Origin of the sequence: Mycobacterium barrassiae (assembly GCF_025822765.1) — a bacterium.
GTDB lineage: Bacteria > Actinomycetota > Actinomycetes > Mycobacteriales > Mycobacteriaceae > Mycobacterium > Mycobacterium barrassiae.
The window spans coordinates 222,405-248,896 of record NZ_JACKUK010000009.1 but is presented as its reverse complement, the minus strand read 5'-3'; the positions used below and the strand labels follow the sequence as shown (position 1 = coordinate 248,896).

Sequence of the window (26,492 nt, the reverse complement as noted above, 5' to 3'; positions counted from 1 at the left end):
CACGAATCGTCCTGTTGGGTGCCCGCTGAACTGGTTAGCCTCAGGTCATGCCCGGCTCTCCCGTCACGGTGGTGCTGCCCTGCCTCAACGAGGCCGCCTCACTCCCGGGGGTACTGGCGGCGATCCCTGCGGGTTACCGACCCCTGGTGGTCGACAACAACAGCAGCGACGACACCGCCGAGGTGGCGCGTCGCCACGGCGCGGACGTGGTCACCGAGTCCCGGCCCGGCTACGGTTCGGCGGTGCACGCCGGCGTGGTCGCGGCGACGACGCCGATCGTGGCGGTCATCGACGCCGACGGCTCCCTGGACCCCGGCGACCTGCCGGAACTGGTCGACGAACTCGAGCGCGGCGCGGATATGGCGACCGGACGCCGTCGGCCGGTCAAGGGACTGCGCTGGCCGTGGCATGCCCGGCTCGGGACGGCGGCCGTGTGCTGGCGGCTGCGTCGCAAGCACGGCCTGCCGGTGCACGACATCGCGCCGATGCGGGTCGCACGTCGCGATGCCCTGCTCGATCTCGGCGTGCAGGACCGAAGGTCGGGGTATCCGCTCGAACTCCTGGTGCGCGCGGCCGCGGCCGGTTGGCGCGTCGTCGAACGCGACGTGGATTACGGCCCGCGCACGGGTGGACGCTCGAAGGTCAGCGGTTCACTGCGCGGAAGTGTGATCGCGGCCGTCGACTTCTGGCGGGTGATCTCGTGACGGAGCCGGTGGTCGCGCTCGTCGTCGCCAAGGCGCCGGTGCCGGGGCAGGCCAAGACGCGCTTGGCCGCCGCGATCGGGGACCGGGCGGCCGCCGACATCGCCGCGGCGGCGCTATTGGACACGCTCGACGCGGTTGCGGCCGCACCCGTTGCGGCGCGCGTGGTCGCGATGACGGGGGATCTCGACGCCGCAAGCGCGTCAGCGGAGATCCGCAGCCGCCTCGACGCATTCACGGTCGTGCCGCAGCGCGGCGACGGTTTCGCTGAGCGACTTGCCAATGCGCATCTCGACGCGGCAGCGGCGGCGGGTGCTCGCCCGGTGGTTCAGATCGGCATGGACACCCCGCAGGTGTCGGCCGAGATGCTCGTCGAATGCGCACAACAACTGTCCCGTACCGATGCGGTGCTCGGGCTGGCCGCCGACGGCGGCTGGTGGGTGTTGGGAGTGTCCGATGCGTCGATGGCCGACTGTCTCAGGGAGGTGCCGATGTCGCGGTCCGATACCGGAGCGCTGACGCTGGCAGCGCTGTACAGCAAGGGGTTTCGCGTGGAGCTGATGGCCGAACTGGCGGACGTCGACCTAGTGGACGACATCGAGCCGGTGCGACGGATGTGCGCGCCGGACAGTCGTTTCGCTCGCGCGGTGCGGTGCTGACATGCAGGGACATCTGTATGACCGCGCGCTGGACGGCGAACAGTGTTGGATCAGACGGGATGACGGCGAGGTCAGTCATCTGCCGGTGCGACGGTGGCTCGGTGGACGCGACGCCGACGACCACTTCGACCGTGCCGTGGTGGGGCTGTGCAGCGGGCCGACCATCGACCTGGGTTGCGGCCCAGGCCGGTTGGTGACCGAGCTCATGCGCCGCGGTGTGCCCGCCCTCGGTGTCGACCAGTCCGCCAAGGCTGTCGGGTTGGCGCGGCGACGCGGCGCACCGGTCCTGCGGCGCAACATGTTCGACGCGCTGCCCGCCACCGGTCGATGGCACACGGTGTTACTGGCCGACGGCAACATCGGGTTGGGCGGTGACCCGTTGCGGGTGCTGCGTCGATCGGCGGAGCTGTTGAACCGTGGCGGCCGGTGCATCGCCGAATTCGAGGCGGCGGCAACGGGTGTGTACACCGGCTGGGTACGGCTGGAGTCGTCGCGCACGGTCGGCCCCTGGTTTCCGTGGGCGTCGGTGGGTATCGACTCTGCGGCCGAAATCGCGCGTGAGGCCGGGCTGGCGCTGACGCGGATCCACCCGATCGGCAGTCGCGTCGTCGCGACGCTGAAGGCCTAGCGTTCAGAGCGCGGCCAGCGCCGCCCGCAGCCGACCGTCGAGATCGCCTTTCCTGCGGGCATACATCGGTCCGGCACCGTCGGAGATCAGTCGGCGCAACCGGGCCATGCCCATCGCGCGGACCGGACGCGGCGAGTGTAGACGCAGCGTGATCGTGTCGATCACGTCCGCAACGGCAACGACCTTGGCGCGGTGCACGGCTACCCTCGCCACACCGGACGAGTGGCCGAGGCGGGCCTCGTGAAGCGCACGCCGCAATGTCCTCGCGACGCTGTGCCGTTCACGTTCGGACGTCAGACGCGCGGCACGGACACCGAGGGCAGTTCCCTCGGCCGCAACGCCACCGACCGCAAGCAGGTGGTCCAGGCGTGCGCCGAAGACGAACGCCGTGAGGCGGATGCGCAATGAGGCCCCGCGGCTGAGGTCGGGGACATCGAGCGGTATTGGGACGACGGCGCGCCGACTCGACACGTGAATCTCCTCTGGACGGACTGGCTTTCGTTCGGGCTCACCACAGTCAACGCACCGCACGTCGAGATCGGAAGGCAGCAGCTTTCATAGGAGTGATTGGGCCACCTTGAGAATGAACCCCACGACGCATCGACCCAACCGGCAGACCAAGTTTGCGATTCCTGAATACACTGCGGACGTGGCGAAGGGGAACGATCCGCTCGCGGAGTTCCTTCGCACGTCCCGCAGCAAGGTTCAGCCCGACGACGTCGGGTTGCCGCGAGGAAGTCGCCGTCGCGTGACCGGGCTCCGCCGCGAAGAGGTGGCGATGCTGGCCGGGATCAGCACCGATTACTACCACCGGATAGAACAGGGCCGGGAACGGCCGTCGGATCAGGTGCTCGCTGCCCTGGCCCGCGCGTTGCGGCTCAGTCCAGACGCCGCGTCCTACATGCGCAATCTGGCGTCCGGCAACAGCGCCCGCGAGCGGTTGCCCAGGCCCAATCGACCGCTGCATCCGGCCCTGCAGGATCTTCTCGACAGCTGGCCGCTGTCCCCCGCTCACATCCACGACGTCACGGCTACCGTCATTCTGGCCAACGACCTGGCCGGGGCGCTCTCTCCGACATTCGCCCGGGGCGGCAACCCATTGCGCAGTCTGTTCCTCGACCCGGCCAGCCACGAGCTGTACCGCAACTGGGACGGCCTGACCGCATGGGCGGTTCGGTGGTTGCGTTCCTTCGTCGGCGATCATCCCGATCCCGGACTGCACGCATTGGTCGAGGAGTTGAACACCGAGAGCGCCCGGTTTCGCACGCTGTGGGCGTCATATGACGTCAAGGGCCATGCCAGTGGTCTGCTGCTCCTGAACCATCCGCTCGTCGGCCCCCTCGACCTGCACTTTCAACACCTGTCCCTGCGGGGTAGCGAGAACATTCTGGTGATCTACTGGGCCACGCCCGGCTCCCCGTCGGACGACGCGCTGCGCCGGTTGGCCGAAAAGTCCTGACGCATCTGAGACTGGGAGAGCCAGTGCTAGGAACAGCTCTGCCTGGTTGTGATGGGGCGATCAACTCACGATGGGGTTGGCGCACCGCGGTCGCGCCACACATCAATCCCAATCACTGAAGTAGGTCCAAAATCATGCTGCGTCTCGGCAATTCGTTCATCCAGAATCCGCACTCGCTGTACGAGCAGCTGCGGCGGGAAGGACCGGCCCACCCTGTGACGATGTGGGGCGGTGTGCGTGTCTGGTTGATCACGCGATACGACGAGGCGCGAGCGCTGCTCACCGACCCGAGGGTCAGCAAGGACGGTCCGACGGCGAGCACTCTCTATCCGCTCGGAACCGACGGCTCGATCGGTGGGGTGCTCGGCGACAACATGCTCTTCAAGGATCCGCCGGACCATACGAGGTTGCGCCGCTTCGTCACCGCAGCGTTCACCGCCCACGCGGTAAAGCGGTTGCGCCCGACGATCGAAAGGACAACCGAAGAGCTGCTCGACGCGGTCGCCCGCGCGCACGGGACGGTGGATCTGATGCAGGCGTTGGCCCAGCCACTGCCTGTACGCGTAATCGGCGAACTGCTCGGGGTCCATGCCGCCAAACAGCACACTTTCATGTCTCTCGTGATCCCGATCTTCACGAGTACCGATCCGCGGGAATTACGCGCTGCACAAATCGAATTGACCGATCTGCTGCGTTCGATCATCGCGGCCAAACGGTCTCAGCCGGGCGACGACATATTCAGCCGTCTGGTGCATCTTCGCGACGAAGGGGACCAGCTATCCGAGGAGGAGCTGCTCGGCACGGCGTTCCTGCTCATCGTCGCCGGATACGAAACCACGGTGAATCTCATCGGCAACGGGGTGCTGGCGCTGCTGCAACACCCGGACCAATTGGACGCCGTGCGCGCGGACCGAACGCTGCTGCCGGCCGCGGTCGAGGAGATCCTGCGCTTCGAGAGCCCTTTGAACACAGCGACGGTCCGGTTCACCGCAGAGCCCGTCGACGTGGGTGATGTCGTCATCCCCGCCGGACAACTCGTGTTGATCGCGCTGCAAGCGGCCAATCGCGACGAGCGGAGGTTCGTCAACGCCGACCGCTTCGACATCTTTCGAAAGAACAACCGGCACATCGCCTTCGGCCACGGTATCCACTTCTGCGTCGGCGCTCCACTGGCCCGGGTGGAGGGCGAGGTGGCACTCGATCGTCTTCTCACCCGATTCGGCGACATTCGCCTGGCTGCCGACGCACCACTGACGTACCGTCCGAGCACGTTGATGCGGGGCCTGCAGGCGCTACCCGTGACGTTGCGCGCTTACCCGCGCATCACCGACCGGACGGCGTAGACGACGGCACTCACGCCGAAAATGACCGCGGTGAGCAGCAGCCAACGGCCCAGGAACACGTCCTGTGTCAGGCCGGTGGCAGCGTGGAAAGTCGGCGCGCCCTGCTTGATGATGCCGGGCAGGAATATCAGAAGTGTCAACCCGGAGCCCAGTGCGGGGATACGGATGTAGTTCACCACCGGAACCCGCAGCCGGAACCTGTTGCTGGCGAGCAGGATCCGATCGGCGAGCGCGTAGAGCGGAAACAGCACCAGATCGTGCGCGATGATCGCGACGGCGAACCACACCAGGATCGACTGCCACCACGTGCGGTGGTTCCACAGCGCGGCCGGCGTGATCGTGACCACCACATAGCCGAACAGCGCAAAGCCGGCGATCAGGGACAGCAGATGCAGCGGATGCGATCCGTACGCCGCGCGGAATCGGGCCAGCATGTCACCGGCTCCGGAAGTCGATCGAGCCGACCCATTTGGTGTTGTGGACACCGGGCAACGCCGGGACGATGATCCGCGCAGGGAAGCCGTGATCCGGCGAGAGGGCGGCGTCGTTGACCCGCAGCGCGAGAAGCGAATCCGGGTGCATCACCTGGTTGGCCTGCAGAGTGGCGCGGTTGAACGCGCCGCGCGGTTCCACCGACCGCACGAACGCGGATTTCGGCTCGGGCACGCCCGCAAGTCGGGCCAGCTCCCGCAGCGGTACCCCGGTCCACGTCTCGGTGGTGGACCAACCCTCGACGCAGGCGATCGGCAGACGCGCGGTGTGCTGCGTCATGTCGGTCAGCATGGCACGGTCGAGCACAACGGGTTTCGGTCCGCCGGTCAGCGTGAGTCGCCACTTTTCGCCGGTGAGTTCGGGGGTGATCCGGGCTGCGGCCGCCGTTCGGTTGACGGCGAAGTCGTTGGGTCCCGTGCCGCGGCTCAGCCCACGGGGCAGCAGGAGCGCCGCCTGCCGGGTGATACCTCCGATGGTCTGGCCCGCGGTGATCACGGCGACGAACAGCGCGCCGCCGCCGACCAGAGCGAGCGCACCACGACGGCTGATCGTCGCGGGATCCGGATTGGCAGCGACCAGCCCCTCGGACTCGTACGGCTCGGGTCGGGTGTCCTTCCTGTTGGTGCGCAACACGTCTCGCATCGACATCGACCGAAGGCCCGTCCACATCCGAGGGAGTTTGATCGCGAGGTGGATCACGAAGCCCGCGATGAAGACCCACGCGCCGAAGTAGTGGGCGGTGTAGAAGCTGAAGCCGAAGATGTAGTCGTACTGGATGTTCAGGACGCCGGTGATGATCTCGAACAGGATGCCGCCGACGAGCATCACCAGCGAGACGCGTTCCAGCAGCTGTGCCGGCGACCGTGCAGGCGGCCACGCGAACAGCCGCGGGATCACCGACCAGAGTTTGGCCAACACGATGGGGATCAGGATGAGCCCCAGTCCGACATGCACACCTTGATTGAGCCGGTACAGCCACGACGGGTCGGTCGGCCAGTCGAACGTCGGCAGCTTGAGCCAGCCGACGTCGCCGGGGATCGCCTGGCCGAACTGCGGTCCGTACGCGATGTACGACAGCAGCCCGGTGATCGTCACGATCGGGAGCGTGACCAGCAGCACCGAACCGAGGACAGACGTCAGCCATAGACCTCGCAGCGGGCTGCGCCAACGCGGTGCGGGTCTCGGCGGCGTATCGGGTCGAACACCGTCGGCCATGACTCCAGAGTCACGTCTCATGACCATATGGTGTGCGGTTGGGGACCTTCCGTTACCAATTCGTCAGGATCAGGTGGTTCAGCAGCAGCGCGCCGGCGACGTTGACCGCCAGCCACCACCGTTGCGAGCGTGGTGGGAGCAGTGCCGCGGCGGCAGGCAGCCAGACCGTGAACGGCAGCCAGATGCGCTCGGTCTCGGCCTTACTGAGCATGGACAGGTCCGCGAAGACGATCGCGATAAGCGCTCCCAGCACCACCAGGTGCAGGCCTGGCCGGAGCCTGATCGCAGCGCGGTCGAAGACGCGTCCGATTCCCGCCACGCTGCCGAGACCGATCGCACACACCACCGATGCCAGATTGGCCCACACCCAGTACTGGAACGGACGGTCGTTCGCGATGCCCTGCCAATAGCGTTCCTGCACAAGGGTGTAACCGTCGAACCACCAGAAGCCCGCGGCGGCGAACACCCCAACCACCACCAGCGCCGCCAACACCGCTGGGATGAACGCCCGCATCGCCGCGCGCCAATCCACCGCGGCGAGCAATACGGCCAGGGCGGGAAGCGCCATCAGCGCGAGCCCGTAGTTCAGGAAGATGCCCCACCCCAGCACCAGTCCCGAGGCCGACGCCGTCAGCAGCGGCCAGCGCGTCGCACCCCGAACGGCCAACGCCAGCAGGGCGATACCCCAGGCGGCGACACCGGCGAAGTAGCCGTCGGCGGACACCGCGATCCAGATCGCCGTCGGTGCCAACGCGACGAAGGGGGCCGCCATCCGTGCGGTGTTCTCATCGGCCAGGGTGCGGACGGTCACCACGATCGCGGCCGCCGCGCTGGAGCCGACGAGCAGACAGAGCAGCCCCGCCCACGCGCCGCCACCCAGCCCGATGCGATCGAGCCAGACGAACGACAGCAGCGCACCAGGCGGATGACCCGAGACGTGCGTGATCCACGAATCCGGTTGGTAATCCAGGATTCTGCGGGAGAACGTGCTGAGCATCTCGGGGATGTCGGTGATGCTCGGGACCTGCCGCAGATACTCGTGGCGGGCGGTCAGTCTGCCTGCGAAGCCGCGTTGCCAACCGTCGATCATCGCCAGCGAGAACGCCCACGCGCACGCCGTCGCCCAGACGGTCCACGGCATCCACCGCCACGGCAGGCGTTGCGCCACGGATTGTCCCCACAGCACCGCCGCGGCGCCGATGGCGATCGCGGGGATGGTGCCCCATCCGACATGGGCATTCCACCAGCCGAAGATCGGTGCGGTCTCGGCGAAGGACGCGATGCGAGCGGGCGTCGCGTTGATCAACGGTGTGACGATTCCCAGATCGAGATGCGGGACGACGAACGCTGCGACGACGAGGATCACCCCGACGGCCACCGCCGTCGTCTCCTTCAGCGCACTCCGCACGAAGACTAGTTCACCCTCATAGCCGTCGCCGTCACGCCGTCGACCATACCCAAACGGGCGTTACGGACTGTTCGGTCCATAACGGGCGTACGATGGAGACATGGCCCGCCCCCGCAAGTTCGACGAATCCGACGTCGTCGCGGCCGCGCGTGAGGAGTTCTGGACGCGAGGCTACGGCGCGACCTCGGTCGACGACCTCACGGCCGCGACCGGCCTCGGCAAGGGCAGCCTCTACGGTGCGTTCGGCGACAAGCACGGCCTGTTCCTCCGTGCGCTCGATGACTACATCGACACCACGCTCGGCACCGTCCGCGCGCAATTGACCGATCCCGAGTACAGGGCCTACGAGCGGCTCACCCGCCACATCCGCTGGCAGGCGAGTTCCGTCGCCGCCGACAAGGCCAGGCGCGGCTGCATGGTGGCCAGGACGGCCGCAGAACTCGGATCCTCCGACGACGCGGTCGAGGACAAGATCGCACGGGTGTACGCGGTATGGCGCGACGAGCTCGCCGGAACCATCGCCGAGGCGCAGCGCGACGGCGACATCGACAAGAAGGTCGACCCCCAGGCGCTGGCAGGCACCCTGCTGTCGTTCATGCGCGGCGTCGAAGCGCTGCACGTGGGCGGTACAGAACCGGCCGAGCTGGAGAGCGCGGCCGAGGCGATGATCGCCCTGATTCCGGCCGGCTGAGCCGGCACCAAATATCTCGGAATATCTCGGCTTCCTGTGGCGTCGTAGTTATTGACCGAACGGTACATAACTAGCGAGAGGCGTGATAAATGACATTGCTCGACGGCAAGACAGCGGTAATCACCGGCGGCTCGGTCGGCATCGGGTTCGCGACGGCGAAGCGATTCGTCGACGAGGGCGCCTACGTCTTCATCACCGGCCGCAGGCAGGCCGAGCTCGACGCGGCGGTCAAGGAACTCGGCGATAACGCCACCGGCGTACAAGGTGATGTCAGCAAGTCCGAGGATCTCGACCGGCTGTACGACGTGGTGGCCGAGAGTGGACGGCGTATCGACGTGCTGTTCGCCAACGCCGCCATCATCGACGTGGCGCGGATCGGCGACATCACCGAGGAGCATCTCGACCGCCAACTGGACGTCGACTTCAAGGGTGTGGTGTTCACCGTCCAGAAGGCGCTGCCGCTGCTGAACGACGGTGGATCGATCATCCTCAACTCGTCGAACACCAACGCGAAGGCGTCGGACGGCATCGGCATTTATGCGGCGATCAAGGCAGCGATCCGCTCGCTCGCACGCACGTGGGCAAGTGAGTTGCGCGATCGAAAGATTCGCGTCAATGTTGTCAGCCCCGGCGCGACCGCGACACCCGGTATGGACGGGCTCGCTGAAGTGTTGTTCCCTGGACCGGGATCCGCGGCGAGGTTCGAGGAGTACCAGATCGCCGGCGTGCCGATGGGCCGCTACGGCACCGTTGAGGAAGTTGCGAACGCGGTGCTGTTCCTGGCGTCGGACCTCAGCAGCTTCACGACGGGCGCCGACATCCCCGTCGACGGAGGCATCAACCAGTTCTAAGAAGTCGCCGAAACTGGGTTCCCTTGGCGGGGGCCTAGTTTCGCGCTCAGTAGAGCATCTTGCGGTAATTGTCCTCGCTGTAGTACTCGTCGAGCTGCGCCTGCGTCCAATCCGTGCGGATGGCCTTGGCCAGCTGCGCGGCGCTGGGAACAGCCGTCGGATTCCACGTCGACGGATCCCAGGTGTCCGATCGCATGAAGGCCTTCGCGCAGTGGAAGAACACCTCTTCGATGTCGATCTCCAGCGCGAGGATGGGGCGCTTGCCCTGCACCACCATCGCGTCGAAATAGTCCGCGTCGGAAAGGATTCGGGCGCGCCCGTTGATCCGTAGCGTGTCGCCGCGGCCGGGGATGAGGAACACCGTACCGACCTGGGGGCGCTGCAGGACGTTGCGGTAGCCGTCGACGCGCTTGTTGCCAGGCCGTTCCGGGATGGCGATCGTGGTGTCGTCGATGACGTGGACGAAGCCGGGCGGATCGCCTTTGGGAGACACATCGACGCGGCCGTGTGCATCAGTTGTCGCGACGAAGCCGAGCGGCGAGTGGGCCAGCCAGTCGCGCTGAACCGGGGACAGCCGATCCTTCACCTTGTTGGCGACGGCCTGCTGCGGCTCACCGACGAGCGCGCGCAGCTCATCGACGGTGGTGACTTCGTGGCGCATGGCTACATCATGCTCGCTCGTGAATCCACCGAGGAACCACGACTGGGTGTTCTGCTCACCGCGATTTGAACATCGCTCGGCCGTACATAACTGGCGCAATGGTGGCCGAATGGCGCCTAACAGCAGGTCGGCTCCCCGACGAACCGGCGCATTGACGTCACGCCTGCATGCCTCGAACCGCGGTTGTTCGGCGAGGGGAGGATCCGCCGATAGCGTCACTGACCAGGTCCGTCACACGTCGATCAGCCCCGGGGGAGGTGACCATGGCCGGCCAAGAAGCCTATGAGCAGCATGTGGAGCCGACGCCGCTCCGGCGTCCGCGCGCCGACCAGGCACGCCTTGTCGCCGATGTGCTCAGGCATCAAATCCACGCGGGCGGCTACTCGGATGGACTACCGGGGGAGCAGGACCTCGCCAGCGAGTTCTTCGTCTCCCGAAACACCGTTCGCGAGGCGCTCGCGGCGCTCAAGGACGAAGGGCTCATCGACCGCGGACCCCGTACCGGCACCCACGTCGCCATCCGCAAGTACGACCATGGTCTGGACGCGCTCGTCGGGTTGAAGGAGACGTTCAAGGGCTACGGCGAGATTCGCAACGAGGTGCGCGCGACCATGAACCTCGCCGCGCCGCCGGCGGTCGCTCACCGGTTGCAACTCGAATCTTCCGAACCGGTCGTATTCATCGAGCGACTGCGCTACCTCGGCGATCTGCCACTCTCGCTGGACATGACCTACCTCGCCCCTGACATCGGTCGCGAGGTCATCGAGCATTCGCTCGAGGGCAACGACGTCTTCGCACTCATCGAAAAGGTCACGGGTCAGCGCCTCGGCGGCGCGTCCCTGGCAGTCGAATCCGTCGCCGCCGATCCGCATTCGGCGGCGATTCTGCAGGTACCCGACGGCGCTCCCGTCCTGTTGTTGGAGCGCCTCACCCATCTGGACGACGGCCGACCCGTCGACCTCGAGTACATCCGAATGCGCGGGGATCGAATCACCCTGCGCAGCAATCTGGTTAGGGGAGTTTGATGGCCCAGGTCAATCAGCGCGTCGACGTGCCGGTGACCATCGACGAATCGCTCTGTATCGAGGGCTGCACGTTGTGCGTCGAGATCTGTCCGCTCGACTCGTTGGCCATCAACCCCGAGAACGGCAAGGCGTTCATGCACGTCGACGAGTGTTGGTACTGCGGCCCATGTGCTGCGCGCTGTCCCACCGGCGCCGTCACCGTCAACATGCCCTACCTCATCCGATAACACCCCAGGACACACCATGAAACGCACACTCGCCGCACTGCTCACCGCCGTCAGCGCCACCGCTCTCGCCGGTTGCTCACTGGACTCGCAGACCCAGTCCGACGACACCGTCAACGTCGTCGTCGGATATCAGTCGAAGACCATCAACACCGTCACCGCTGGAACCCTGTTGAGGGCCAAGGGCTTTCTCGAGCAACGCCTCAATGACGCCTCCACCACCTCCGGCAAGAAGTACAACGTGCAGTGGCAGGACTACGACACGGGCGCTCCCATCACCGCACAGATGGTGGCCGAGAAGATCGACATCGGCTCCATGGGCGACTACCCCCTGCTGATCAACGGTTCCAAGACCCAGGCCAACGAACGCGCCCGCACGGAGTTCGTCTCGGTCACCGGATACAGCCCCACCGGTTCTCTCAATATGATTGTTGTTCCGCCGAACTCGTCCGCCCGCTCGGTCTCCGACCTCGCGGGTAAGAAGGTCTCGGCAAGCGTGGGCTCCGCGGGGCATGGCACGTTGGTCCGCGCACTCGACAACGCGGGCATCGACCCGAAGTCCGGTGTCGAGGTGCTCAACCAGCAGCCGCAGGTCGGGGCGTCGGCACTGGAATCAGGTCAGGTGGAGGCGCTTTCGCAGTTCGTCGCCTGGCCCGGTCTGCTCGTCTTCCAGGACAAGGCGCAGCTGTTGTACGACGGCGCGGAGGGTGACTACCCGACCTTCCACGGCGTCGTCGTCCGCCGTGACTACGCCGGCCAGCACCCCGAGGTGCTCGACGCGTTCCTGCAGGCTCAGCTCGACGCCACCGACTTCCTCAACCAGCATCCGCTGGAATCGGCCAGGCTCGTCGCCGAGGGCAGTGGCCTGCCCCAGGAGGTCGTCTACCTCTACAACGGTCCCGGCGGCACCAGCTTCGACACCACGCTGAAGCCGTCACTGATCGAGGCATTCAAGGGTGACGTGCCCTACCTCAAGTCGATCGGCGACTTCGCCGACCTGAACATCGACGAGTTCGTCGACGACACCGCGATCCGCAAGGCGTTCGCCGAGCGTGGCCAGGACTACGACGCCGCGCTGAACTCGGCCAAGAACCCGTCAGAACTCAGCGGTCAGGACCCTGTCTGCAACATCGCGGTCACCGTTCCCAAACTGGCAGGCGAACTCTGGATCGACGGCGCTGACACCACCCAACCCGCCGCCAACCCCGGTTGCCTGTTGCGGGCCATCCGCGAGGCCAACGGACGCGGTGAGCAGATCCGTGCCGCCTATGTCCCCGACACCGAGTTCGGCACCCGCTGGTTCGCCGACAAGTCCGTCTGGGTGAAGGACGGTCCGAACTACCTGCCCTTCGGCACACCGGCGGGTGCGCAGCGCTACATCGGCGGCCATCCCGGCGCGACGGTCGTCGACTACCAAGCGGCACTGGTGGGTGCGGTATGACCGCTCCGCCCGCGGTACTGACGGCCGACGAGCCCGCCGTCGGCGTTCCGAGCACATCCGCTGCCAGTGCGCCGAGGCGGAGAAGCTGGACGGCGTGGCCGGTGCGCATTGCCTCGGTGGCGGTGGCGATCCTGTTGTGGCAGGTGTTGACGGCCAACGATGTTCGGCTGTGGCTGCGCTTCGATACGCTGCCGACCGTTACCGAGATCGTCTCGGCATTCGGCGCCCGCATCGGCACGCAGAACTACTGGCTCGACCTCGGCCAGTCGCTGGTTCGTATCCTCACCGGCTTCGCGCTCGCCGCGGTTGCCGGAGTCGTCACGGGCATCCTGCTCGGTCGGTCTCCGAGGTTCGCGAACGTGTTCGGTCCGCTCACCGAACTGGCCAGGCCCATCCCCGCGATCGCGATCGTGCCCGTCGCGATCCTGCTGTTCCCCACCGACGAGGCCGGAATCGTCTTCATCACGTTCCTCGCCGCCTACTTCCCGATCATGGTGAGCACCCGCCACGCGGTGCGGGCGCTGCCCACGCTGTGGGAGGACTCGGTGCGCACACTCGGCGGCAGTCGCTGGGACGTGATTACGCGAGTTGTGTTGCCCGGCATCCTTCCCGGCGTCTTCGGCGGACTGTCGGTCGGCATCGGCGTCGCATGGATCTGCGTGATCTCCGCCGAGATGATCTCCGGTCGCCTGGGCGTGGGCTACCGCACCTGGCAGGCGTACACGGTGCTGGCCTACCCCGACGTGTTCGTCGGCATCATCACGATCGGCGTGCTGGGTTTCGCGACGTCGGCCGCCGTCGAACTGATCGGCCGCCGCGTGACGCGCTGGCTGCCCCGCGGTGAGGAGAACGCGCGATGACCGGAATGTCGTTGACGCTGCGCGACATCGTGCTCAGCTACGGCGGCGCACCCGTCGTCGACGGACTGGACCTCGACGTCGCACCGGGCGAGATCCTGGTGCTGACCGGGCCGTCGGGCTGCGGCAAGTCAACCGTGTTGCGCGCGCTCGCCGGTCTGCTGTCTCCCGACAGGGGTGAGGTGCTCGGCGATGGGGTCCGGGTCGCCACCACGTCGCGCGACCGCGCGATGGTGTTCCAGGACAACGCGCTGTTGCCTTGGCGCACAGTGCAATCCAACGTGGAGCTTGCGCTCAAGCTGGCGGGCCGGCCGCGGCAAGGCCGTCGCGAGGAGGCGTTGCGCTGGATCGCCGACGTCGGGCTGACCGGCTTCGAGAGGTACCTGCCCAAGAGCTTGTCCGGCGGGATGCGCCAGCGGGTGCAACTCGCCCGCGGCCTGGCCGGTGCGCCTCGCGCGGTCATGATGGACGAGCCGTTCGGTGCCCTCGATACCCAGACGCGCGCCACCATGCAGCGTCTGCTCATCGACACCTGGCGTGCGCACCCGACGACCGTCGTCTTCGTCACCCACGACGTGGACGAGGCGCTGCTCATCGGCGATCGCATCGCCGTGCTCGGCCGGGCGGGCCAACCGCTGCGTGCCCTGCTCGACGTTCCCTCACCCCGCGACACCACCGTCGCCCGCACCGCATTGCGGGCTGAAGTGATTGCCGCCCTCGATCATTCGGAGTTGGTCAGCTAGTGGAAGTACCCGCACTCGACGACGCCATCCGCCTCGACTGCGACGTTCTTGTCATCGGTGGTGGCACGGCCGGAACAATGGCCGCGCTGACCGCCGCGGAGAACGGCGCGCAGGTTCTGTTGCTGGAGAAGGCGCACGTACGTCATTCCGGCGCGCTGGCCATGGGTATGGACGGCGTCAACAACGCGGTCATCCCCGGCAAGGCCACACCCGAGGACTACGTCGCCGAGATCACCCGCGCCAACGACGGAATCGTCAACCAGCGCACCATTTATCAGACTGCCACCCGCGGATTCACCATGGTCCAGCGGCTGGAACGCTACGGCGTCAAGTTCGAGAAGGACGAGCACGGCGAGTACGCCGTGCGGCGCGTCCATCGGTCCGGCTCGTACGTGTTACCGATGCCCGAGGGCAAGGACGTCAAGAAGGCGCTGTACCGCGTGCTCCGGCAACGTTCGATGCGCGAGAAGATCCGAATCGAGAACCGCTTCGTTCCTGTCCGCGTGCTGACCTCCGGTGGGCGGGCAGTCGGTGCCGCGGCATTGAACAGCCGGACCGGCGAGTTCGTCATCGTGGGCGCCAAGGCTGTCATTCTCGCGACTGGCCCGTGCGGACGGCTGGGACTGCCCGCGTCGGGTTATCTGTATGGCACATACGAGAATCCGACCAACGCGGGCGATGGCTACTCGATGGCGTTCCACGCGGGCGCCGAACTCTCGGGAATCGAGTGCTTCCAGATCAATCCGTTGATCAAGGATTACAACGGGCCGGCCTGCGCGTACGTCGCCAATCCGTTCGGCGGTTATCAGGTCAACGCCAAGGGGGAGCGGTTCGTCGACTCCGACTACTGGTCGGGACAGATGATGTCGGAGGTCAAGAACGAGATCGAGTCGGCGCGCGGACCGATCTATCTCAAGGTCAGCCACCTGCCCGATGAGACGCTGAGCACGCTCGAGGGGATTCTGCACACCACCGAGCGGCCGACCCGCGGCACGTTCCACGCCAATCGCGGCCACGACTACCGCACCCACGACATCGAGATGCACATCTCCGAAATCGGTCTGTGCAGCGGTCATTCCGCTTCGGGTGTGTGGGTCGACGAGAATGCCCGCACCACGGTTCCTGGTCTTTACGCGGCAGGCGACCTTGCCTGCGTGCCACACAATTACATGATCGGTGCGTTCGTCTACGGAGATCTGGCAGGCAGCCACGCAGCGTCCACCCTGGCTGACGTCACAGCGCCACAACAGCTTCCCGATGATCAGATCGCCGAGGCACACGAACTGATCTACCGGCCGCTGCGCAATCCCGACGGTCCGCCGCAACCGCAGGTGGAGTACAAGTTGCGCCGTTTCGTCAACGACTATGTCGCTCCGCCCAAGACGGCCGCCAAACTGTCGATCGCCGTGCAGACCTTCGACCGGATGCGCGACGAGGTTGCGGGCATCGGCGCGAGGACACCGCACGAACTGATGCGCGCGGTTGAGGTGTCGTTCATCCGCGATTGCGCCGAAATGGCTGCGCGCTCGTCGCTCACCCGCACGGAGTCGCGCTGGGGGCTTTACCACGACCGCAGCGACACTCCCGATCGCGACGACGTCGAGTGGCGCTACCACCTCAACCTTCGCAAGACGGTCGACGGTGACATCGAGTTCCTCAAGCGACCCGTCGCACCGTACTTCGTCCCTGTGCCGGGGCTCGACGAATTGCCCAGCGGCGAAACGGAACCCATCGCCGTGCGGCAGCCCGATCTGGTCGGTGGACAGGCCCCCGCGTCGGAGGTGTCCCGGGTGCGCGACGGTGCGGGTGCACCCCCGCCATCGCCGCGCATCGCCGCTGTGCTGGCGCTCGACGAGCCGACGATGGAACAGCTTGCGCCGTTCCTGGCCGATGGCGATGCGGGAGTCCGTCGTACGGCCGTCGATGTGCTCACCGAACACCTGCCGGACGGCTACGCACCGGCTCTGCTCGCGGCGCTGAATGACGGCAATGCTTCGGTGCGGCGCGTCGCGGCGGATGGCATCCGCGAACTCGTCGAAGTTCTGCCGGACCCTGGTGCCGTGCGAACCCTCCTGACGTCAGCGGACCCTGTTGTTCGGGGTGCTGCTGTCTATGTGCTGAGTTCGCGACGGGCCGGGAACGCCTCGCAGTTCCGGCATGCGCTTGCCGACGAGGATCACCGGGTGCGGATCGAGGCTGTCCGCGCGCTGGTGTCGGTGGACGACGCCGAGGGTGTGGCCGCCGCGTACAGCGATGCGAACCGGGAAGTGCGGATCAGCGTCGCGAACGGCCTCGGCACGCTGGGCACTGGCGCCGACACGATCCGCGAACTGATCGAGGATCCCGATCCGCTGGTGCGGGCCGCCGCGCTTGCCGCGATGGGATCCATCGGCTGGGACGACGTCGACGTGACGACCGTCGAGGGCGCACTCGCCGCGTCCGCATGGCAGATTCGGCAGGGCGCCGCCCGTGCGCTGGCCGGGGCGCCGTCGCCGCTCGCCGCCGTGCCGCCGTTGTCGCGGGCGCTGTCCGACCCGCATCTCGATGTGCGAAAGGCCGCGGTGCTGAGCCTCACGCGATGGGCAGCGTCGGAGGATGCCGCACGAGAAGCGTTGGCCGGCGCACTCGATGACGGGGACGCGGATGTGCGTGCCTACGCCAGGCGGGCGCTCGCGAGCAGCTGATCCTTCGGGGATCGGCACCGGGAGTGCCAACAGGGCCATGTCTCGGGACATCGCTTACACATATGTGACGGGACATAACCCTGTAAGCGATATATCGATGTGCCAGCCTCGTAGCGACAATGTCGCTCGCCGTAAATCCGTTGTGTCACTTTGGTTTCAGCTGTCACATTCGCGGTGGGCTTGTCGGTGGTCGAATGTACGTTCGAATCATGTTGGCGACGCCGGTGCAGGTAGCCCTGACCGCGCTGCGCGACGCCCACGACACCCTGGCCGGCTGCGACCTCGACTCCCTGACCCACCGCGAACTACTGGGTGTGCTCGACGAGCTGGAAACCCTGACCTGCCAACTGCCCACCCAATGGCATCGCGCCCTGGCGCGGCTGCAGACCGAAACCACCCCCAAAGAACTGGGCGCCAAATCGTGGAAAGAAGTGCTGGCCATCCGCTGGCGCATCACCACCAGCGACGCCGGCCGCCGCCTGAGCGCCGCCGCCGAACTCGGACCCCGACAAGCCCTGACCGGCCAACCCCTGGCCCCGGTGCTGCCCGCCACCGCCGCCGCCCAAGCCGCCGGCCGCATCAACACCGAACACGTCGACAAGATCCGCGACGCCATGGGCCACCTGCCCACCTTCGTCGACACCCTCACCCGCGAACAGATCGAAGCCCACCTGGTGGCCACCGCCACCGGCGTCGGACCCACCGAACTGAAAAAGGTCGCCGACAAACTGCTGTTCCTGCTCGACCAGGACGGCCCCGAACCCGACGACAAAGAACGCGCCCGCAAACGCGGCTTGCAGATCGGCCCCCAACACCGCGACGGCACCGTCTCCTTCCAAGGCACCTTCACCCCCGAAGGCTGGGCGATCTATGAACCCATCCTGGCCAAATGGTCGGCCCCCGGGATGTGCAACCCCGACGACGACCAACCCTGCCTGACCGCCACCCCCACCCAAGACCAGATCGAGCGCGATCAGCGCACCCTGGCCCAACGCCGCCACGACGCCCTGCTCGCCCTCGGCCGCCACGTCCTGTCCTCCGGGGATCTGGGTCAACACAACGGGCTACCGACTTCGATCATCATCCGCACCACCCTGCAAGACCTCGAATCCCGCGCCGGAGTGGGCACCACCGGCGGCGGCACCACCCTGCCCATCACCGACGTCATCCGCCTGGCCGGGCGGTCCCACCAGTGGCTGGCCGTCTTCGATGGCGCCACCGGCCAAGCCCTCGACCTGTTCCGCGCCAAACGCAGCGCTACCGCCGCGCAACGGATCATGCTCATCGGCCGCGACGGCGGCTGCACCAAACCCTCCTGCCCCATCCCGGCCTACGGCACCCAGGTCCACCACGCCCGCCAAGACTGGGCCGACGGCGGCAACACCAACGTCAACGACCTGGCCCTGGCGTGCGGACCCGACAACCGCCTCGTCGACAAACACGGCGGCTGGACCACCACCATCAACGACCACGGCGACGTCGAATGGATCCCCCCACCCGACCTCGACACCGGCCAAACCCGCATCAACTACTACCACCGCCCCGAACTACTCCTGCGCCCACCAGAGAACGGCGACGAAAACCCCGAACGCGGACCGTAAGAGCCTGCGGCGAAAAGAGTTACGAGCCGAAGCGGCTCGCCAACGCCCGACGGTCCACCTTGCCGATACCGCGGCGTGGGATCTCGTCGACGACGTGGATCTCCCGTGGTGCAGCCGTGATGTCCAAAGTCGTTGCGACGTGGGCTCGTATCGCAGCAAGAGTAGGTGTGGTGCTGCCCGGAGACACCACGATCGCCGCGACGACGCGCTGTCCGAGCCGTTCATCGTCGACGCCGAACACCACACATTCGGCCACCCCGGCATGCGTCGCCACCGCTGCCTCCACCAATTGCGGCAACACGGTCAACCCGCCGGTGCTGATCGCATCGTCCACTCGACCGAGAACCGTCAACACACCTGAGTCATCAACGGCGCCAACATCATCCGTGCGGAACCAACCGGGCTCGACGAACGGATCCGGATCGACAGGATTGCGGTACCGCTTCGCGAGCGTCGCACCGCCCAGCACCACCCGGCCATCGTCGATCCGCATCCGCACAGCCTCGAGCGGCACCCCGTCGTACACGCAGCCGCCCGCGGTCTCGCTCATGCCGTATGTCCGCACCACGCGAATTCCCGCGGCCGCCGCTCTCTCGGCGACACCCGCGGGCATCGGTCCCCCGCCGATCAGCACCGCATCCATCGACGCCAACGCCTCGGAGGCCCCGGGATCGCCCAGAGACTTGTCCAGCTGTGCCGCGACCAATGACACGTAACGTCGCCCCGAGCCAAGCGAGGCCACCGCCGACACCAGTTCCTCCGCCGAGAAGCCTGCCGAGATCGCCACCGGCGCAACGCCCGCGACCACGCTGCGTACCAACACTTGAAACCCGGCGATGTGATGCGCGGGCAACGCCAGCAACCACTGCCCGGCACCGCCAAGCCGATCGTGTGTCGCCGTCGCACTTGCCATCAATGCCGAGGCGGTCAGCAAGGCGCCCTTCGGCGTACCCGTCGTGCCGGAGGTCGATATGACAACAGCCACATCGTCATCGATCTCCGAACCTGCCCGCAATGACGTTGTGAGCAAAGAGGTTTCGCGATCATCGCCAGCCGGCACCGGCAATACCGTCGCGCGCCCGCCCAGCACGTCCTCGACAACCGGCAACACCGACAACGCCGAAGCTCCGGACGGCACGGCGACGGGGCGTAGGACGGCTATGCGTCCTCCTCCGGATCGCGCGGGTCGTCGAGCGGCCAGCCCTTGGCGGCCAACCGCTGCCGCACCCGTTCGATGTCGTCGGGCGTCGGGAGCTCATCGGTGATCTGGGTGATCAGCACCCCGATGTCGGCGCTGTCGAAGTCCCCGAGATCCTTCAGCTCCCGCGCGACGGCCTTCACCTCATCGTCGGACAGGCGGCGCTTGAGAAGGGCGAACAGCGGCACCCGGTCGGGGCCCGGCACCCCCTCCGGATAGCCGGATGTGATCCACGCGACGATTTTGGCCAGAAAGGTCACTGTTGCCTTCCCCTCCCTCCGAATCGTCGCGCGCGCCATCAAAGACCGATGCTAATGCGGCTCCAGACGACGGGTCGGCGTCGCAATAGGCGAACACTTCCTGCCCACAAGTTGAACAATGGGTGAACACATGCCCTGGTCAGATGAACTGCCTGTTCGACACACCCTTCATAGGTGGTCATGAGTTAGGCAAATCGCCTCGCCAGGCCGCAGAATATGGCCGTGAGCGCAGAGCTGATCATCCTCGTGCTGCTGATCGCTACCGCCCTGGCATTCGACTTCACCAACGGATTCCACGACACCGGTAACGCGATGGCCACGTCGATCGCCACCGGAGCGTTGAAGCCGAGGACGGCAGTGCTGCTGGCAGGCATCCTCAACCTCGTCGGCGCCTTCCTCTCGGTCGAAGTCGCGGTAACCGTCACCACCTCGGTCCTGAAGGTCCAGGACGGCAAGACCGGCGCGCTCATCCCGAACATCGATGCGTCCGCCGGTCTGACGATCATCTTCGCCGGCCTCATCGGCGGCATCCTCTGGAACCTGCTCACCTGGCTTTTCGGCATCCCGTCCAGCTCATCGCACGCCCTCTTCGGCGGTCTCATCGGCGCGGGCCTCGCCGCACTCGGCATGGCAGGCGTCAACTGGTCCGGCGTCACCGGCAAGGTGCTGATCCCCGCCGTCGCCGCGCCCATCATCGCGTGCCTGGTCGCCGGATGCGGCACCTGGCTGGTGTACCGGCTCACCCGCAGGATCGCCGAGAGTCGGCGCCGAGAAGGCTTCCGCTGGGGCCAGATCGCGACCGCGTCCCTGGTGGCGCTGTCCCACGGCACCAACGATGCGCAGAAGACCATGGGCGTCATCGCGCTCGCGCTCATCACCACCGGTCATCTGTCGGGCGATGTGAAGGAACAGGGTCTGCCGTTCTGGATCATCTTCAGCTGCGCGGTGGCCATCGGCCTCGGCACCTACCTCGGCGGCTGGCGCGTCATCCGCACGCTGGGCAAGGGCCTCGTCGAGATCGACTCGCCGCAGGGCTTCGCCGCCGAAGCATCCTCGGCCGCAATCATCTTGAGCTCCAGCGCCGCGGGCATGGCACTGTCCACCACCCACGTCGCCACGGGATCGATCCTGGGCAGCGGCGTCGGCAAGCCCGGTGCCGCGGTGCGCTGGGCGGTGGCGGGCCGGATGGCCGTCGCATGGCTCATCACGCTGCCCGCCGCAGGACTCGTCGGCGCGCTGTCGTACTGGCTGTCCGACGCCGTCAAGACACTGACCGGCTCGGCGTTGGCCGGCGACGGCCTGATCTTCGGTGTCCTGGTCGGCTTGTCCTTCTACATGTGGTGGCGCGCCCAGCAGCAGAAGGTCGACAGCACCAACGTCAACGCGGAATGGGACAGCGCCACGAACTCCGTGGTGCCTGCGGAAGTCCGTGAGGCCAAGCAACTCAAGGCACCGGTCACGGTCTAAGGAACATCGATGACGCATTTCGAGAGCATCCTCAAGGTGCTCGCGGTGGGACTGCTCCTCGGCGCAGGGCTGCCCGCGGTGTTCGCCGCTGGACTGGTGGCGTTCTCCAGCGGCGCCGGCGGCCACGACGCCGACGGCACGACGGTCGCACCCAATCCGGTGAAGAGGTTCGCGGGGATCGCGCTGTTCGTGTTCGTCGGCTGGGTGATTCTCACCGCGGTCCTCTGGATCACGCGGGCGACGATCATCCATCACACCGGTATCGACCTGTTCCCCTTCCTGCCCAAGAAGTGAGCTGGCACAACATGACTGCGAATCAGGGCGTTCTGGACACCGTGCTCGGGTGGCTGCACCGGGGCTATCCGGAGGGTGTGCCGCCGAAGGACTACTTCGCGCTGCTCGCGCTGCTGAAGCGATCGCTCACCGAGGAAGAGGTCGTCAAGGCCGCGCAGGCCGTGCTCAAGGGCGCCTCGTCGGACACGGTCAGCGAGCAGGAGATCCGGGCCGCGATCCATACGGTCACCGACCAGGAACCGAATCCCGAGGAAATCCACCAGGTGGCCGCGCGGCTGGCCTCCGTCGGCTGGCCGCTGGCCATTGCCCGCTGAGCTACTGGCGGTTGTCGCGCCGCAGCGGATGGTTCTCGGGGACCTGCACGAAGATCAGCAGTACGCCGTCGGGATCGGTGACGTGCAGCTCGTGCAGCCCCCACGGCTCCTGACGGGCCTCACGGGTGATCGGCACGCCGCGGCTTTTCAGTTCCTCCTCGGTGGCGTACACATCGCGGACCTGTAGCCACATCGTGCCGCCCGCGCTCGGCGTGCCATGGCCGGCGAGTTCGATCAGCGACTGACCGGCGTAGAACACCGTCCCCGCACCGTAGTCACGGGCGATCGCCAACCCGATCTCGTCGCGGTAGAACGTCAGCGAGCGTTGATAGTCCGCCGGCCGGATGAGCATGCGGCTGGCCAGGATCTCCATACGAACGTGTCTATCACGGCTGCTCAGCCGATACGCCGATCGACGCCCGCCCAGTACGGCTCGCGCAGCTCTCGTTTCAGCAGCTTGCCGCTGGGGTTGCGGGGCAACACCTCGACGAAATCGACCGACTTGGGCAGCTTGAACCCCGCCAGGCGCTCGCGTGCGTAGGCGATGAGTTCCGCTTCCGTGGGTGCATTGCCGGCGGCAGCTACGACGATGGCCTTCACCGCCTCACCCCACTTGTCGTCGGGCACGCCGACGACGGCGACGTCATCGACGCCGGGGTGCGTCATCAGGGCGTTCTCGACCTCGATGGGGTACACGTTCTCGCCGCCGGAGACGATCATGTCTTTCTTCCGGTCGTGCAGATAGATGAAGCCGTCGCGGTCGACGTAGCCGGCGTCGCCGGTCTTGAGCCAGCCGTCGTCGGTGATCGTCGCAGCCGTGGCCGCCGGGTTGTTCCAGTAGCCGAGCATGTTCTGCGCCGAGCGTGTCCACACCTCGCCGATGGTGCCGACGGGTACGTCGCGGCCTTGGTCGTCGACGATGCGCACCTCGACCCACGGGAAAGGCTTACCGCACGAGCGCAGCAGGTGCGGCCGTCCTATCGGGTCGTGCTCGTCGAGTTGCGTTACGGAGCCGGTGGTTTCGGTCATGCCGTATACCTGGAGGAGCTCGCACTTGAAGCGTTCGAGACCTCTGACGAGCACGTCGTCGGTGATCGGCGAGGCGCCGTAGACGATCGCTCGGACACTGGAGAAATCGGCATCCTCGACACCCGGCGCGGCCAGCATCATCTGGATCACCGCGGGCACCAGCAGCAGATTCGTGATCCGGTGCCGGACAATGGAATCCAGAATCGCGACCGGATCGACATCGCGCAGCACCACGGTCGTCGCGCCCTCGTAGAGCCCGACCAGCACCCATCCCGAGCCTGCCATGTGGAACATCGGCATCACTGCCAGGCTGACGCTGTCGGCGCTGAACCGCCACTCCTTGGCGATCCCGGTGGCCTTGCAGAGATAGTTGCCGCTGGAGAGCATGACGCCCTTGGGCAGTCCGGTCGTGCCCGACGTGTACATCAGGAAGGCGATATCGTCGGATTCCGTTGTGACACCGGGATCTTCGTAGGGATATTCGGCGATCCAGTCGTCGAAATCGGGCCAGCGGCCGTGCGCTCCGACGGCGACGATGGTGCGTACCGTCGTCAGCTGACCTTCGACCGCCTCGAGATGGTCGAAGAACTCGGATCCGACGACGACGACCGTCGCGCCCGAATCCTCGAGGATGTGCAGCATCTCCGGGGGAGCGAGGCGCCAATTCACCGGCATGCCAACGGCGCCCAGCTTGAACAGGCCGAAGGCGACTTCGAAGAACTCCGCGCCGTTCTTCTCGATGAAGGCGACACGATCGCCGAAACCGATGCCCGCCGCGCGGAACGCCTGGGCGGCTTGGCTGGACCGCGCGTCGAGCTCGGCGAAGCTGATGGTCCTGTCGCCGACGATCAGCGCCGTGGCGTCAGGCCGATTCCGCGCGTGGACGCGGACGATGTCGGCAATCGTCGTGATGTCGGCCATGGATCAGCTGCTGGGTTGTATGCGTTGACGTTTCATCACGGCGTTGACCGCACTCGGCGCGAGGGTGTTGATCGCCTGGGCGGTGACGGCCATCCGCGGGGCGATGCGCACGGGGCGCTCACGCGCGGCGGTGATCATCCAGTCGGCTGCCTCGTCGGCGCTCAGCCCCGGCAGGCCGTCGTACGCGCGGGTCGGTGCGATCATCGGCGTGAGCACGAGCGGATAGAAGAGCGTCGTCGAGTGCACCCCCTCCTCGCCCCATTCGGTCTCGATGATCCGGCTGACCGACGTGAGCGCGGCTTTCGACGCGTTGTACACCGAGAACAGCGGCGACGACTCGTTGAGCACACCCCACGTCGACACGTTGATGATGTGGCCGTCACCGCGCTTCCGCATTCCCGGCGCCAACCCGCGGATGAGCCGCAGCGGCGAGTAGTAGTTCAGCGCCATCGTCCGCTCGACATCGTGCCAGCGGTCGAGCGACTCGGCCAGCGGCCTGCGGATCGAGCGGCCGGCGTTGTTGATCAGGATGTCGATGCCCCCGAGGTCTCGCTCGAGCGTGGCGACCAGCTCGTCGACGGCATCCAGATCGGACAGGTCGCAGGCGTGGGCCTGCGCGATCCCGCCGTCGGCGCTGATCCGGTCGACCAACTCATCGAGGAGTTCCTGGCGGCGGGCGGCGACCGCCACGACCGCGCCTCGGCGGGCGAACTTCGCCGCGGCCGCCTCGCCGATGCCCGAGGACGCTCCGGTCAGCAGGATCCGCTTGCCCCTGAGGTCGACGAGGTCGCGGTCGGGGCGCGGCAGTAGTTGCGGGGCCAGCGGCGGTCGCATGCCTGCCAGCATCACCTGGTCGGAGAGCCAGCGCAGCGGGTTCTTACTCACAGTCGGCGAGTCTATTCGGGCGATTTCGGCGTGCTGAGTCACGCTCAGCGTGACCAGCCACGCCGAAACCGCTAGAAGTAGCGCGGGAACTGGCTCCAGTCGGGGTCGCGCTTCTCCAGGAACGCGTCACGGCCCTCGACGGCCTCGTCGGTCATGTACGCCAACCGCGTCGCCTCACCTGCGAACAGCTGCTGTCCGACAAGCCCGTCGTCGGTCAGGTTGAAGGCGTACTTGAGCATCCGGATAGCCTGCGGCGACTTGCCGTTGATGGCCGCCGCCCATTCCAGCCCGACGGTCTCCAGCGACGCGTGGTCCACCACTTCGTTGACCGCACCCATCGCGTGCATCTGCTCCGCGGTGTACGGCCTGCCGAGGAAGAAGATCTCCCGGGCGAACTTCTGGCCGACCTGCTTGGCCAGGTAGGCGCTGCCGTAGCCACCGTCGAAGCTGCCCACGTCGGCGTCGGTCTGCTTGAAGCGGGCGTGCTCGCGGCTGGCCAGCGTCAGGTCGCAGGTGACGTGCAGGCTGTGCCCGCCGCCCGCAGCCCAGCCGTTGACCAGACAGATGACGACCTTCGGCATGAAGCGGATCAGCCGCTGCACCTCGAGGATGTGCAACCGGCCGGCACGCGCGGGGTCTACCGTCTCGGCCGTCTCACCCGCCGCGTACTGGTAACCGCTGCGGCCACGGATGCGCTGGTCGCCGCCCGAGCAGAACGCCCAGCCGCCGTCCTTCGGGCTGGGCCCGTTGCCGGTGAGCAGAATGACGCCGACCTCGGGCCACATGCGGGCGTGGTCGAGCACCCGGTAGAGCTCGTCGACGGTGTGCGGGCGGAACGCGTTGCGTACGTCGGGGCGGTCGAACGCCACCCGCACCGTGGGTTGCGGTTTCCCGTCGACGACGTGCCGGTGGTAGGTGATGTCGGTCAGGTCGAAACCGTCGACCGGTTGCCACAGTGACGGGTCAAAAGGGTTGTCGCTCATGCGCTTACGGGATCCAATCGGAAAACGGGACAGCGGCCGGCGAGGGTCTCGAACTCGTCGGGGTTGGGTCCGGTGACCAGTCCGGCGCTTTTCATGAAGCCGACGCCGGTCGGCACCTCGATGGGGAACGCTCTCAGCAACGGCCGCGCCTCTTCGACTGACATCTCCACCATGCGGACTTTCTGCGCGCGGCGGCCTTGATGCAGCGTCGCCTCACCGGCGGCGCGGGCGTTCGCGGACCAGTCGGCGCCCGGAAGGCCGGCCACGATGTAGCGCTTGCCGTCGACGGTCATCGGCGTGACGGGTGTCGAGCGCGGTTTGCCCGTCTTGCGGCCGACGACCGTGAGCACCACCGGCCCGTTGTCGCCCATGCGAACGCCGAGTTTCTGCATCCCGATCATGACTTTATTGACGTATTTCAGCCACCAGGGCGGCCGAATGCGCGCGCTGTCGGACAT

The 26,492-nt window shown here is 66.8% G+C and carries 29 protein-coding genes; 17 read left to right on the top strand and 12 right to left on the bottom strand.

Annotated elements, in window-relative coordinates; all coding sequences use genetic code 11:
• The first annotated feature begins 47 nt into the window (after window positions 1–47).
• From H7J93_RS02000 to H7J93_RS01990, 3 genes are read left to right on the top strand one after another with little or no spacing between them, the layout of a single operon-like run.
• On the top strand, window positions 48–704 hold the full coding sequence (locus tag H7J93_RS02000) for a glycosyltransferase family 2 protein (protein ID WP_267304607.1): 657 nt from the start codon (window positions 48–50) through the stop codon (window positions 702–704).
• Entirely contained in the window at window positions 701–1,360 is a 660-nt protein-coding gene (locus H7J93_RS01995) for a TIGR04282 family arsenosugar biosynthesis glycosyltransferase (protein WP_267304606.1), read from the top strand. Before H7J93_RS02000 ends, H7J93_RS01995 begins: the two co-directional genes overlap by 4 nt.
• A 1-nt stretch (window position 1,361) precedes the next feature.
• Entirely contained in the window at window positions 1,362–1,988 is a 627-nt protein-coding gene (locus H7J93_RS01990) for a methyltransferase domain-containing protein (protein ID WP_267304605.1), read from the top strand.
• Between the two features lie 3 nt (window positions 1,989–1,991).
• Here H7J93_RS01990 and H7J93_RS01985 read toward each other — a convergent pair whose 3' ends face one another.
• Window positions 1,992–2,459 (bottom strand): hypothetical protein, encoded by a 468-nt coding sequence (locus H7J93_RS01985; protein WP_267304604.1) that lies wholly within the window; start codon window positions 2,457–2,459, stop codon window positions 1,992–1,994.
• Window positions 2,460–2,637: 178 nt separating this feature from the next.
• Between H7J93_RS01985 and H7J93_RS01980 the strand changes: the two genes are divergently transcribed.
• Together H7J93_RS01980 and H7J93_RS01975 are read left to right on the top strand one after the other, a co-directional pair.
• Window positions 2,638–3,447 (top strand): helix-turn-helix domain-containing protein, encoded by an 810-nt coding sequence (locus tag H7J93_RS01980; protein WP_267304603.1) that lies wholly within the window; start codon window positions 2,638–2,640, stop codon window positions 3,445–3,447.
• A 134-nt stretch (window positions 3,448–3,581) separates the two neighbouring features.
• Window positions 3,582–4,790 carry a cytochrome P450 family protein gene (locus tag H7J93_RS01975; RefSeq protein WP_267304602.1) on the top strand — a complete coding sequence of 403 codons (1,209 nt, stop codon included), beginning with the start codon at window positions 3,582–3,584 and terminating at the stop codon, window positions 4,788–4,790.
• On the opposite strand, the gene H7J93_RS01970 is transcribed toward H7J93_RS01975, so the two are convergent.
• From H7J93_RS01970 to H7J93_RS01960, 3 genes are read right to left on the bottom strand one after another with little or no spacing between them, the layout of a single operon-like run.
• On the bottom strand, window positions 4,760–5,224 hold the full coding sequence (locus H7J93_RS01970) for a hypothetical protein (RefSeq protein ID WP_267304601.1): 465 nt from the start codon (window positions 5,222–5,224) through the stop codon (window positions 4,760–4,762). The genes H7J93_RS01975 and H7J93_RS01970 overlap by 31 nt on opposite strands.
• Before the next feature lies 1 nt (window position 5,225).
• Window positions 5,226–6,497 (bottom strand): molybdopterin-dependent oxidoreductase, encoded by a 1,272-nt coding sequence (locus H7J93_RS01965; protein ID WP_267304690.1) that lies wholly within the window; start codon window positions 6,495–6,497, stop codon window positions 5,226–5,228.
• A 52-nt stretch (window positions 6,498–6,549) separates the two neighbouring features.
• Entirely contained in the window at window positions 6,550–7,905 is a 1,356-nt protein-coding gene (locus H7J93_RS01960; RefSeq protein WP_267304600.1) for a hypothetical protein, read from the bottom strand.
• Window positions 7,906–8,005: 100 nt separating this feature from the next.
• Here H7J93_RS01960 and H7J93_RS01955 point away from each other — a divergent pair, with 100 nt between their 5' ends.
• Complete coding sequence (locus tag H7J93_RS01955) at window positions 8,006–8,596, top strand: TetR/AcrR family transcriptional regulator (RefSeq protein ID WP_267304599.1); 591 nt, start codon at window positions 8,006–8,008, stop codon at window positions 8,594–8,596.
• Between the two features lie 89 nt (window positions 8,597–8,685).
• Window positions 8,686–9,447: an SDR family NAD(P)-dependent oxidoreductase gene (locus H7J93_RS01950; protein WP_267304598.1), complete on the top strand. Its 762-nt coding sequence runs from the start codon at window positions 8,686–8,688 to the stop codon at window positions 9,445–9,447.
• Window positions 9,448–9,493: 46 nt separating this feature from the next.
• Here H7J93_RS01950 and H7J93_RS01945 read toward each other — a convergent pair whose 3' ends face one another.
• Window positions 9,494–10,108, bottom strand: coding sequence for a pyridoxamine 5'-phosphate oxidase family protein (locus H7J93_RS01945; RefSeq protein WP_267304597.1), 615 nt, complete (start codon window positions 10,106–10,108; stop codon window positions 9,494–9,496).
• Window positions 10,109–10,371: 263 nt separating this feature from the next.
• Between H7J93_RS01945 and H7J93_RS01940 the strand changes: the two genes are divergently transcribed.
• The 7 genes from H7J93_RS01940 (at window position 10,372) to H7J93_RS01910 (ending at window position 18,683) form a co-directional block, all read left to right on the top strand.
• Window positions 10,372–11,133, top strand: coding sequence for a GntR family transcriptional regulator (locus H7J93_RS01940; protein WP_267304596.1), 762 nt, complete (start codon window positions 10,372–10,374; stop codon window positions 11,131–11,133).
• Complete coding sequence (locus H7J93_RS01935; protein ID WP_003928504.1) at window positions 11,133–11,360, top strand: 4Fe-4S dicluster domain-containing protein; 228 nt, start codon at window positions 11,133–11,135, stop codon at window positions 11,358–11,360. The genes H7J93_RS01940 and H7J93_RS01935 overlap by 1 nt, the downstream gene beginning before the upstream one ends.
• Before the next feature lie 16 nt (window positions 11,361–11,376).
• Entirely contained in the window at window positions 11,377–12,798 is a 1,422-nt protein-coding gene (locus H7J93_RS01930; RefSeq protein WP_267304595.1) for an ABC transporter substrate-binding protein, read from the top strand.
• Window positions 12,795–13,658, top strand: a complete 864-nt coding sequence (locus tag H7J93_RS01925) for an ABC transporter permease (RefSeq protein ID WP_267304594.1) — start codon at window positions 12,795–12,797, stop codon at window positions 13,656–13,658. The genes H7J93_RS01930 and H7J93_RS01925 overlap by 4 nt, the downstream gene beginning before the upstream one ends.
• Window positions 13,655–14,398 (top strand): ABC transporter ATP-binding protein, encoded by a 744-nt coding sequence (locus H7J93_RS01920; protein ID WP_267304593.1) that lies wholly within the window; start codon window positions 13,655–13,657, stop codon window positions 14,396–14,398. Before H7J93_RS01925 ends, H7J93_RS01920 begins: the two co-directional genes overlap by 4 nt.
• Window positions 14,398–17,082: a fumarate reductase/succinate dehydrogenase flavoprotein subunit gene (locus tag H7J93_RS01915; protein ID WP_267304592.1), complete on the top strand. Its 2,685-nt coding sequence runs from the start codon at window positions 14,398–14,400 to the stop codon at window positions 17,080–17,082. Before H7J93_RS01920 ends, H7J93_RS01915 begins: the two co-directional genes overlap by 1 nt.
• Window positions 17,083–17,276: 194 nt before the next feature.
• The gene (locus H7J93_RS01910; protein WP_267304591.1) at window positions 17,277–18,683 is read left to right on the top strand and encodes an HNH endonuclease signature motif containing protein; all 1,407 of its coding nucleotides are present in this window, start codon (window positions 17,277–17,279) and stop codon (window positions 18,681–18,683) included.
• A 19-nt stretch (window positions 18,684–18,702) separates the two neighbouring features.
• Here the strand turns inward: H7J93_RS01910 and menE are convergent, their stop codons facing one another.
• Window positions 18,703–19,794: an o-succinylbenzoate--CoA ligase gene (gene menE, locus H7J93_RS01905; RefSeq protein WP_267304689.1), complete on the bottom strand. Its 1,092-nt coding sequence runs from the start codon at window positions 19,792–19,794 to the stop codon at window positions 18,703–18,705.
• Window positions 19,795–19,841: 47 nt separating this feature from the next.
• A complete protein-coding gene (locus tag H7J93_RS01900) occupies window positions 19,842–20,180 on the bottom strand; it encodes a DUF3349 domain-containing protein (protein WP_267304590.1) in 339 nt (112 codons plus the stop codon).
• A gap of 183 nt (window positions 20,181–20,363) precedes the next feature.
• On the opposite strand from H7J93_RS01900, the gene H7J93_RS01895 reads away from it, so the two are divergent.
• The 3 genes from H7J93_RS01895 to H7J93_RS01885 are packed head-to-tail and all read left to right on the top strand — an operon-like array spanning window position 20,364 to window position 22,216.
• Window positions 20,364–21,608, top strand: coding sequence for an inorganic phosphate transporter (locus tag H7J93_RS01895; protein WP_267304589.1), 1,245 nt, complete (start codon window positions 20,364–20,366; stop codon window positions 21,606–21,608).
• A gap of 9 nt (window positions 21,609–21,617) precedes the next feature.
• Window positions 21,618–21,902 carry a hypothetical protein gene (locus tag H7J93_RS01890; protein ID WP_267304588.1) on the top strand — a complete coding sequence of 95 codons (285 nt, stop codon included), beginning with the start codon at window positions 21,618–21,620 and terminating at the stop codon, window positions 21,900–21,902.
• Between the two features lie 11 nt (window positions 21,903–21,913).
• On the top strand, window positions 21,914–22,216 hold the full coding sequence (locus H7J93_RS01885; RefSeq protein WP_267304587.1) for a DUF3349 domain-containing protein: 303 nt from the start codon (window positions 21,914–21,916) through the stop codon (window positions 22,214–22,216).
• 1 nt (window position 22,217) lies between these two features.
• Here the strand turns inward: H7J93_RS01885 and H7J93_RS01880 are convergent, their stop codons facing one another.
• From H7J93_RS01880 to H7J93_RS01860, 5 genes are all read right to left on the bottom strand, one after another.
• The gene (locus H7J93_RS01880; protein WP_267304586.1) at window positions 22,218–22,589 is read right to left on the bottom strand and encodes a VOC family protein; all 372 of its coding nucleotides are present in this window, start codon (window positions 22,587–22,589) and stop codon (window positions 22,218–22,220) included.
• 23 nt (window positions 22,590–22,612) lie between these two features.
• Window positions 22,613–24,166: a long-chain-fatty-acid--CoA ligase gene (locus tag H7J93_RS01875; protein WP_267304585.1), complete on the bottom strand. Its 1,554-nt coding sequence runs from the start codon at window positions 24,164–24,166 to the stop codon at window positions 22,613–22,615.
• Between the two features lie 3 nt (window positions 24,167–24,169).
• The gene (locus H7J93_RS01870; protein WP_267304584.1) at window positions 24,170–25,051 is read right to left on the bottom strand and encodes an SDR family oxidoreductase; all 882 of its coding nucleotides are present in this window, start codon (window positions 25,049–25,051) and stop codon (window positions 24,170–24,172) included.
• A 71-nt stretch (window positions 25,052–25,122) separates the two neighbouring features.
• Window positions 25,123–26,034: a 1,4-dihydroxy-2-naphthoyl-CoA synthase gene (locus H7J93_RS01865; protein WP_267304583.1), complete on the bottom strand. Its 912-nt coding sequence runs from the start codon at window positions 26,032–26,034 to the stop codon at window positions 25,123–25,125.
• Window positions 26,031–26,492, bottom strand: coding sequence for a nitroreductase family deazaflavin-dependent oxidoreductase (locus tag H7J93_RS01860; RefSeq protein WP_267304582.1), 462 nt, complete (start codon window positions 26,490–26,492; stop codon window positions 26,031–26,033). Before H7J93_RS01860 ends, H7J93_RS01865 begins: the two co-directional genes overlap by 4 nt.

Excerpts from the sequence above, each read along its gene's own strand:
- H7J93_RS02000 (WP_267304607.1), top strand. The coding sequence starts at position 48 with ATGCCCGGCTCTCCCGTCACGGTGGTGCTGCCCTGCCTCAACGAGGCC.
- H7J93_RS01990 (WP_267304605.1), top strand. The coding sequence starts at position 1,362 with ATGCAGGGACATCTGTATGACCGCGCGCTGGACGGCGAACAGTGTTGG.
- H7J93_RS01975 (WP_267304602.1), top strand. The coding sequence starts at position 3,582 with ATGCTGCGTCTCGGCAATTCGTTCATCCAGAATCCGCACTCGCTGTAC.
- H7J93_RS01970 (WP_267304601.1), bottom strand. The coding sequence starts at position 5,224 with ATGCTGGCCCGATTCCGCGCGGCGTACGGATCGCATCCGCTGCATCTG.
- H7J93_RS01965 (WP_267304690.1), bottom strand. The coding sequence starts at position 6,497 with ATGGCCGACGGTGTTCGACCCGATACGCCGCCGAGACCCGCACCGCGT.
- H7J93_RS01955 (WP_267304599.1), top strand. The coding sequence starts at position 8,006 with ATGGCCCGCCCCCGCAAGTTCGACGAATCCGACGTCGTCGCGGCCGCG.
- H7J93_RS01950 (WP_267304598.1), top strand. The coding sequence starts at position 8,686 with ATGACATTGCTCGACGGCAAGACAGCGGTAATCACCGGCGGCTCGGTC.
- H7J93_RS01945 (WP_267304597.1), bottom strand. The coding sequence starts at position 10,108 with ATGCGCCACGAAGTCACCACCGTCGATGAGCTGCGCGCGCTCGTCGGT.
- H7J93_RS01940 (WP_267304596.1), top strand. The coding sequence starts at position 10,372 with ATGGCCGGCCAAGAAGCCTATGAGCAGCATGTGGAGCCGACGCCGCTC.
- H7J93_RS01935 (WP_003928504.1), top strand. The coding sequence starts at position 11,133 with ATGGCCCAGGTCAATCAGCGCGTCGACGTGCCGGTGACCATCGACGAA.
- H7J93_RS01930 (WP_267304595.1), top strand. The coding sequence starts at position 11,377 with ATGAAACGCACACTCGCCGCACTGCTCACCGCCGTCAGCGCCACCGCT.
- H7J93_RS01925 (WP_267304594.1), top strand. The coding sequence starts at position 12,795 with ATGACCGCTCCGCCCGCGGTACTGACGGCCGACGAGCCCGCCGTCGGC.
- H7J93_RS01920 (WP_267304593.1), top strand. The coding sequence starts at position 13,655 with ATGACCGGAATGTCGTTGACGCTGCGCGACATCGTGCTCAGCTACGGC.
- H7J93_RS01910 (WP_267304591.1), top strand. The coding sequence starts at position 17,277 with ATGTACGTTCGAATCATGTTGGCGACGCCGGTGCAGGTAGCCCTGACC.
- H7J93_RS01900 (WP_267304590.1), bottom strand. The coding sequence starts at position 20,180 with ATGGCGCGCGCGACGATTCGGAGGGAGGGGAAGGCAACAGTGACCTTT.
- H7J93_RS01890 (WP_267304588.1), top strand. The coding sequence starts at position 21,618 with ATGACGCATTTCGAGAGCATCCTCAAGGTGCTCGCGGTGGGACTGCTC.
- H7J93_RS01885 (WP_267304587.1), top strand. The coding sequence starts at position 21,914 with ATGACTGCGAATCAGGGCGTTCTGGACACCGTGCTCGGGTGGCTGCAC.
- H7J93_RS01880 (WP_267304586.1), bottom strand. The coding sequence starts at position 22,589 with ATGGAGATCCTGGCCAGCCGCATGCTCATCCGGCCGGCGGACTATCAA.
- H7J93_RS01875 (WP_267304585.1), bottom strand. The coding sequence starts at position 24,166 with ATGGCCGACATCACGACGATTGCCGACATCGTCCGCGTCCACGCGCGG.
- H7J93_RS01865 (WP_267304583.1), bottom strand. The coding sequence starts at position 26,034 with ATGAGCGACAACCCTTTTGACCCGTCACTGTGGCAACCGGTCGACGGT.
- H7J93_RS01860 (WP_267304582.1), bottom strand. The coding sequence starts at position 26,492 with ATGTCCGACAGCGCGCGCATTCGGCCGCCCTGGTGGCTGAAATACGTC.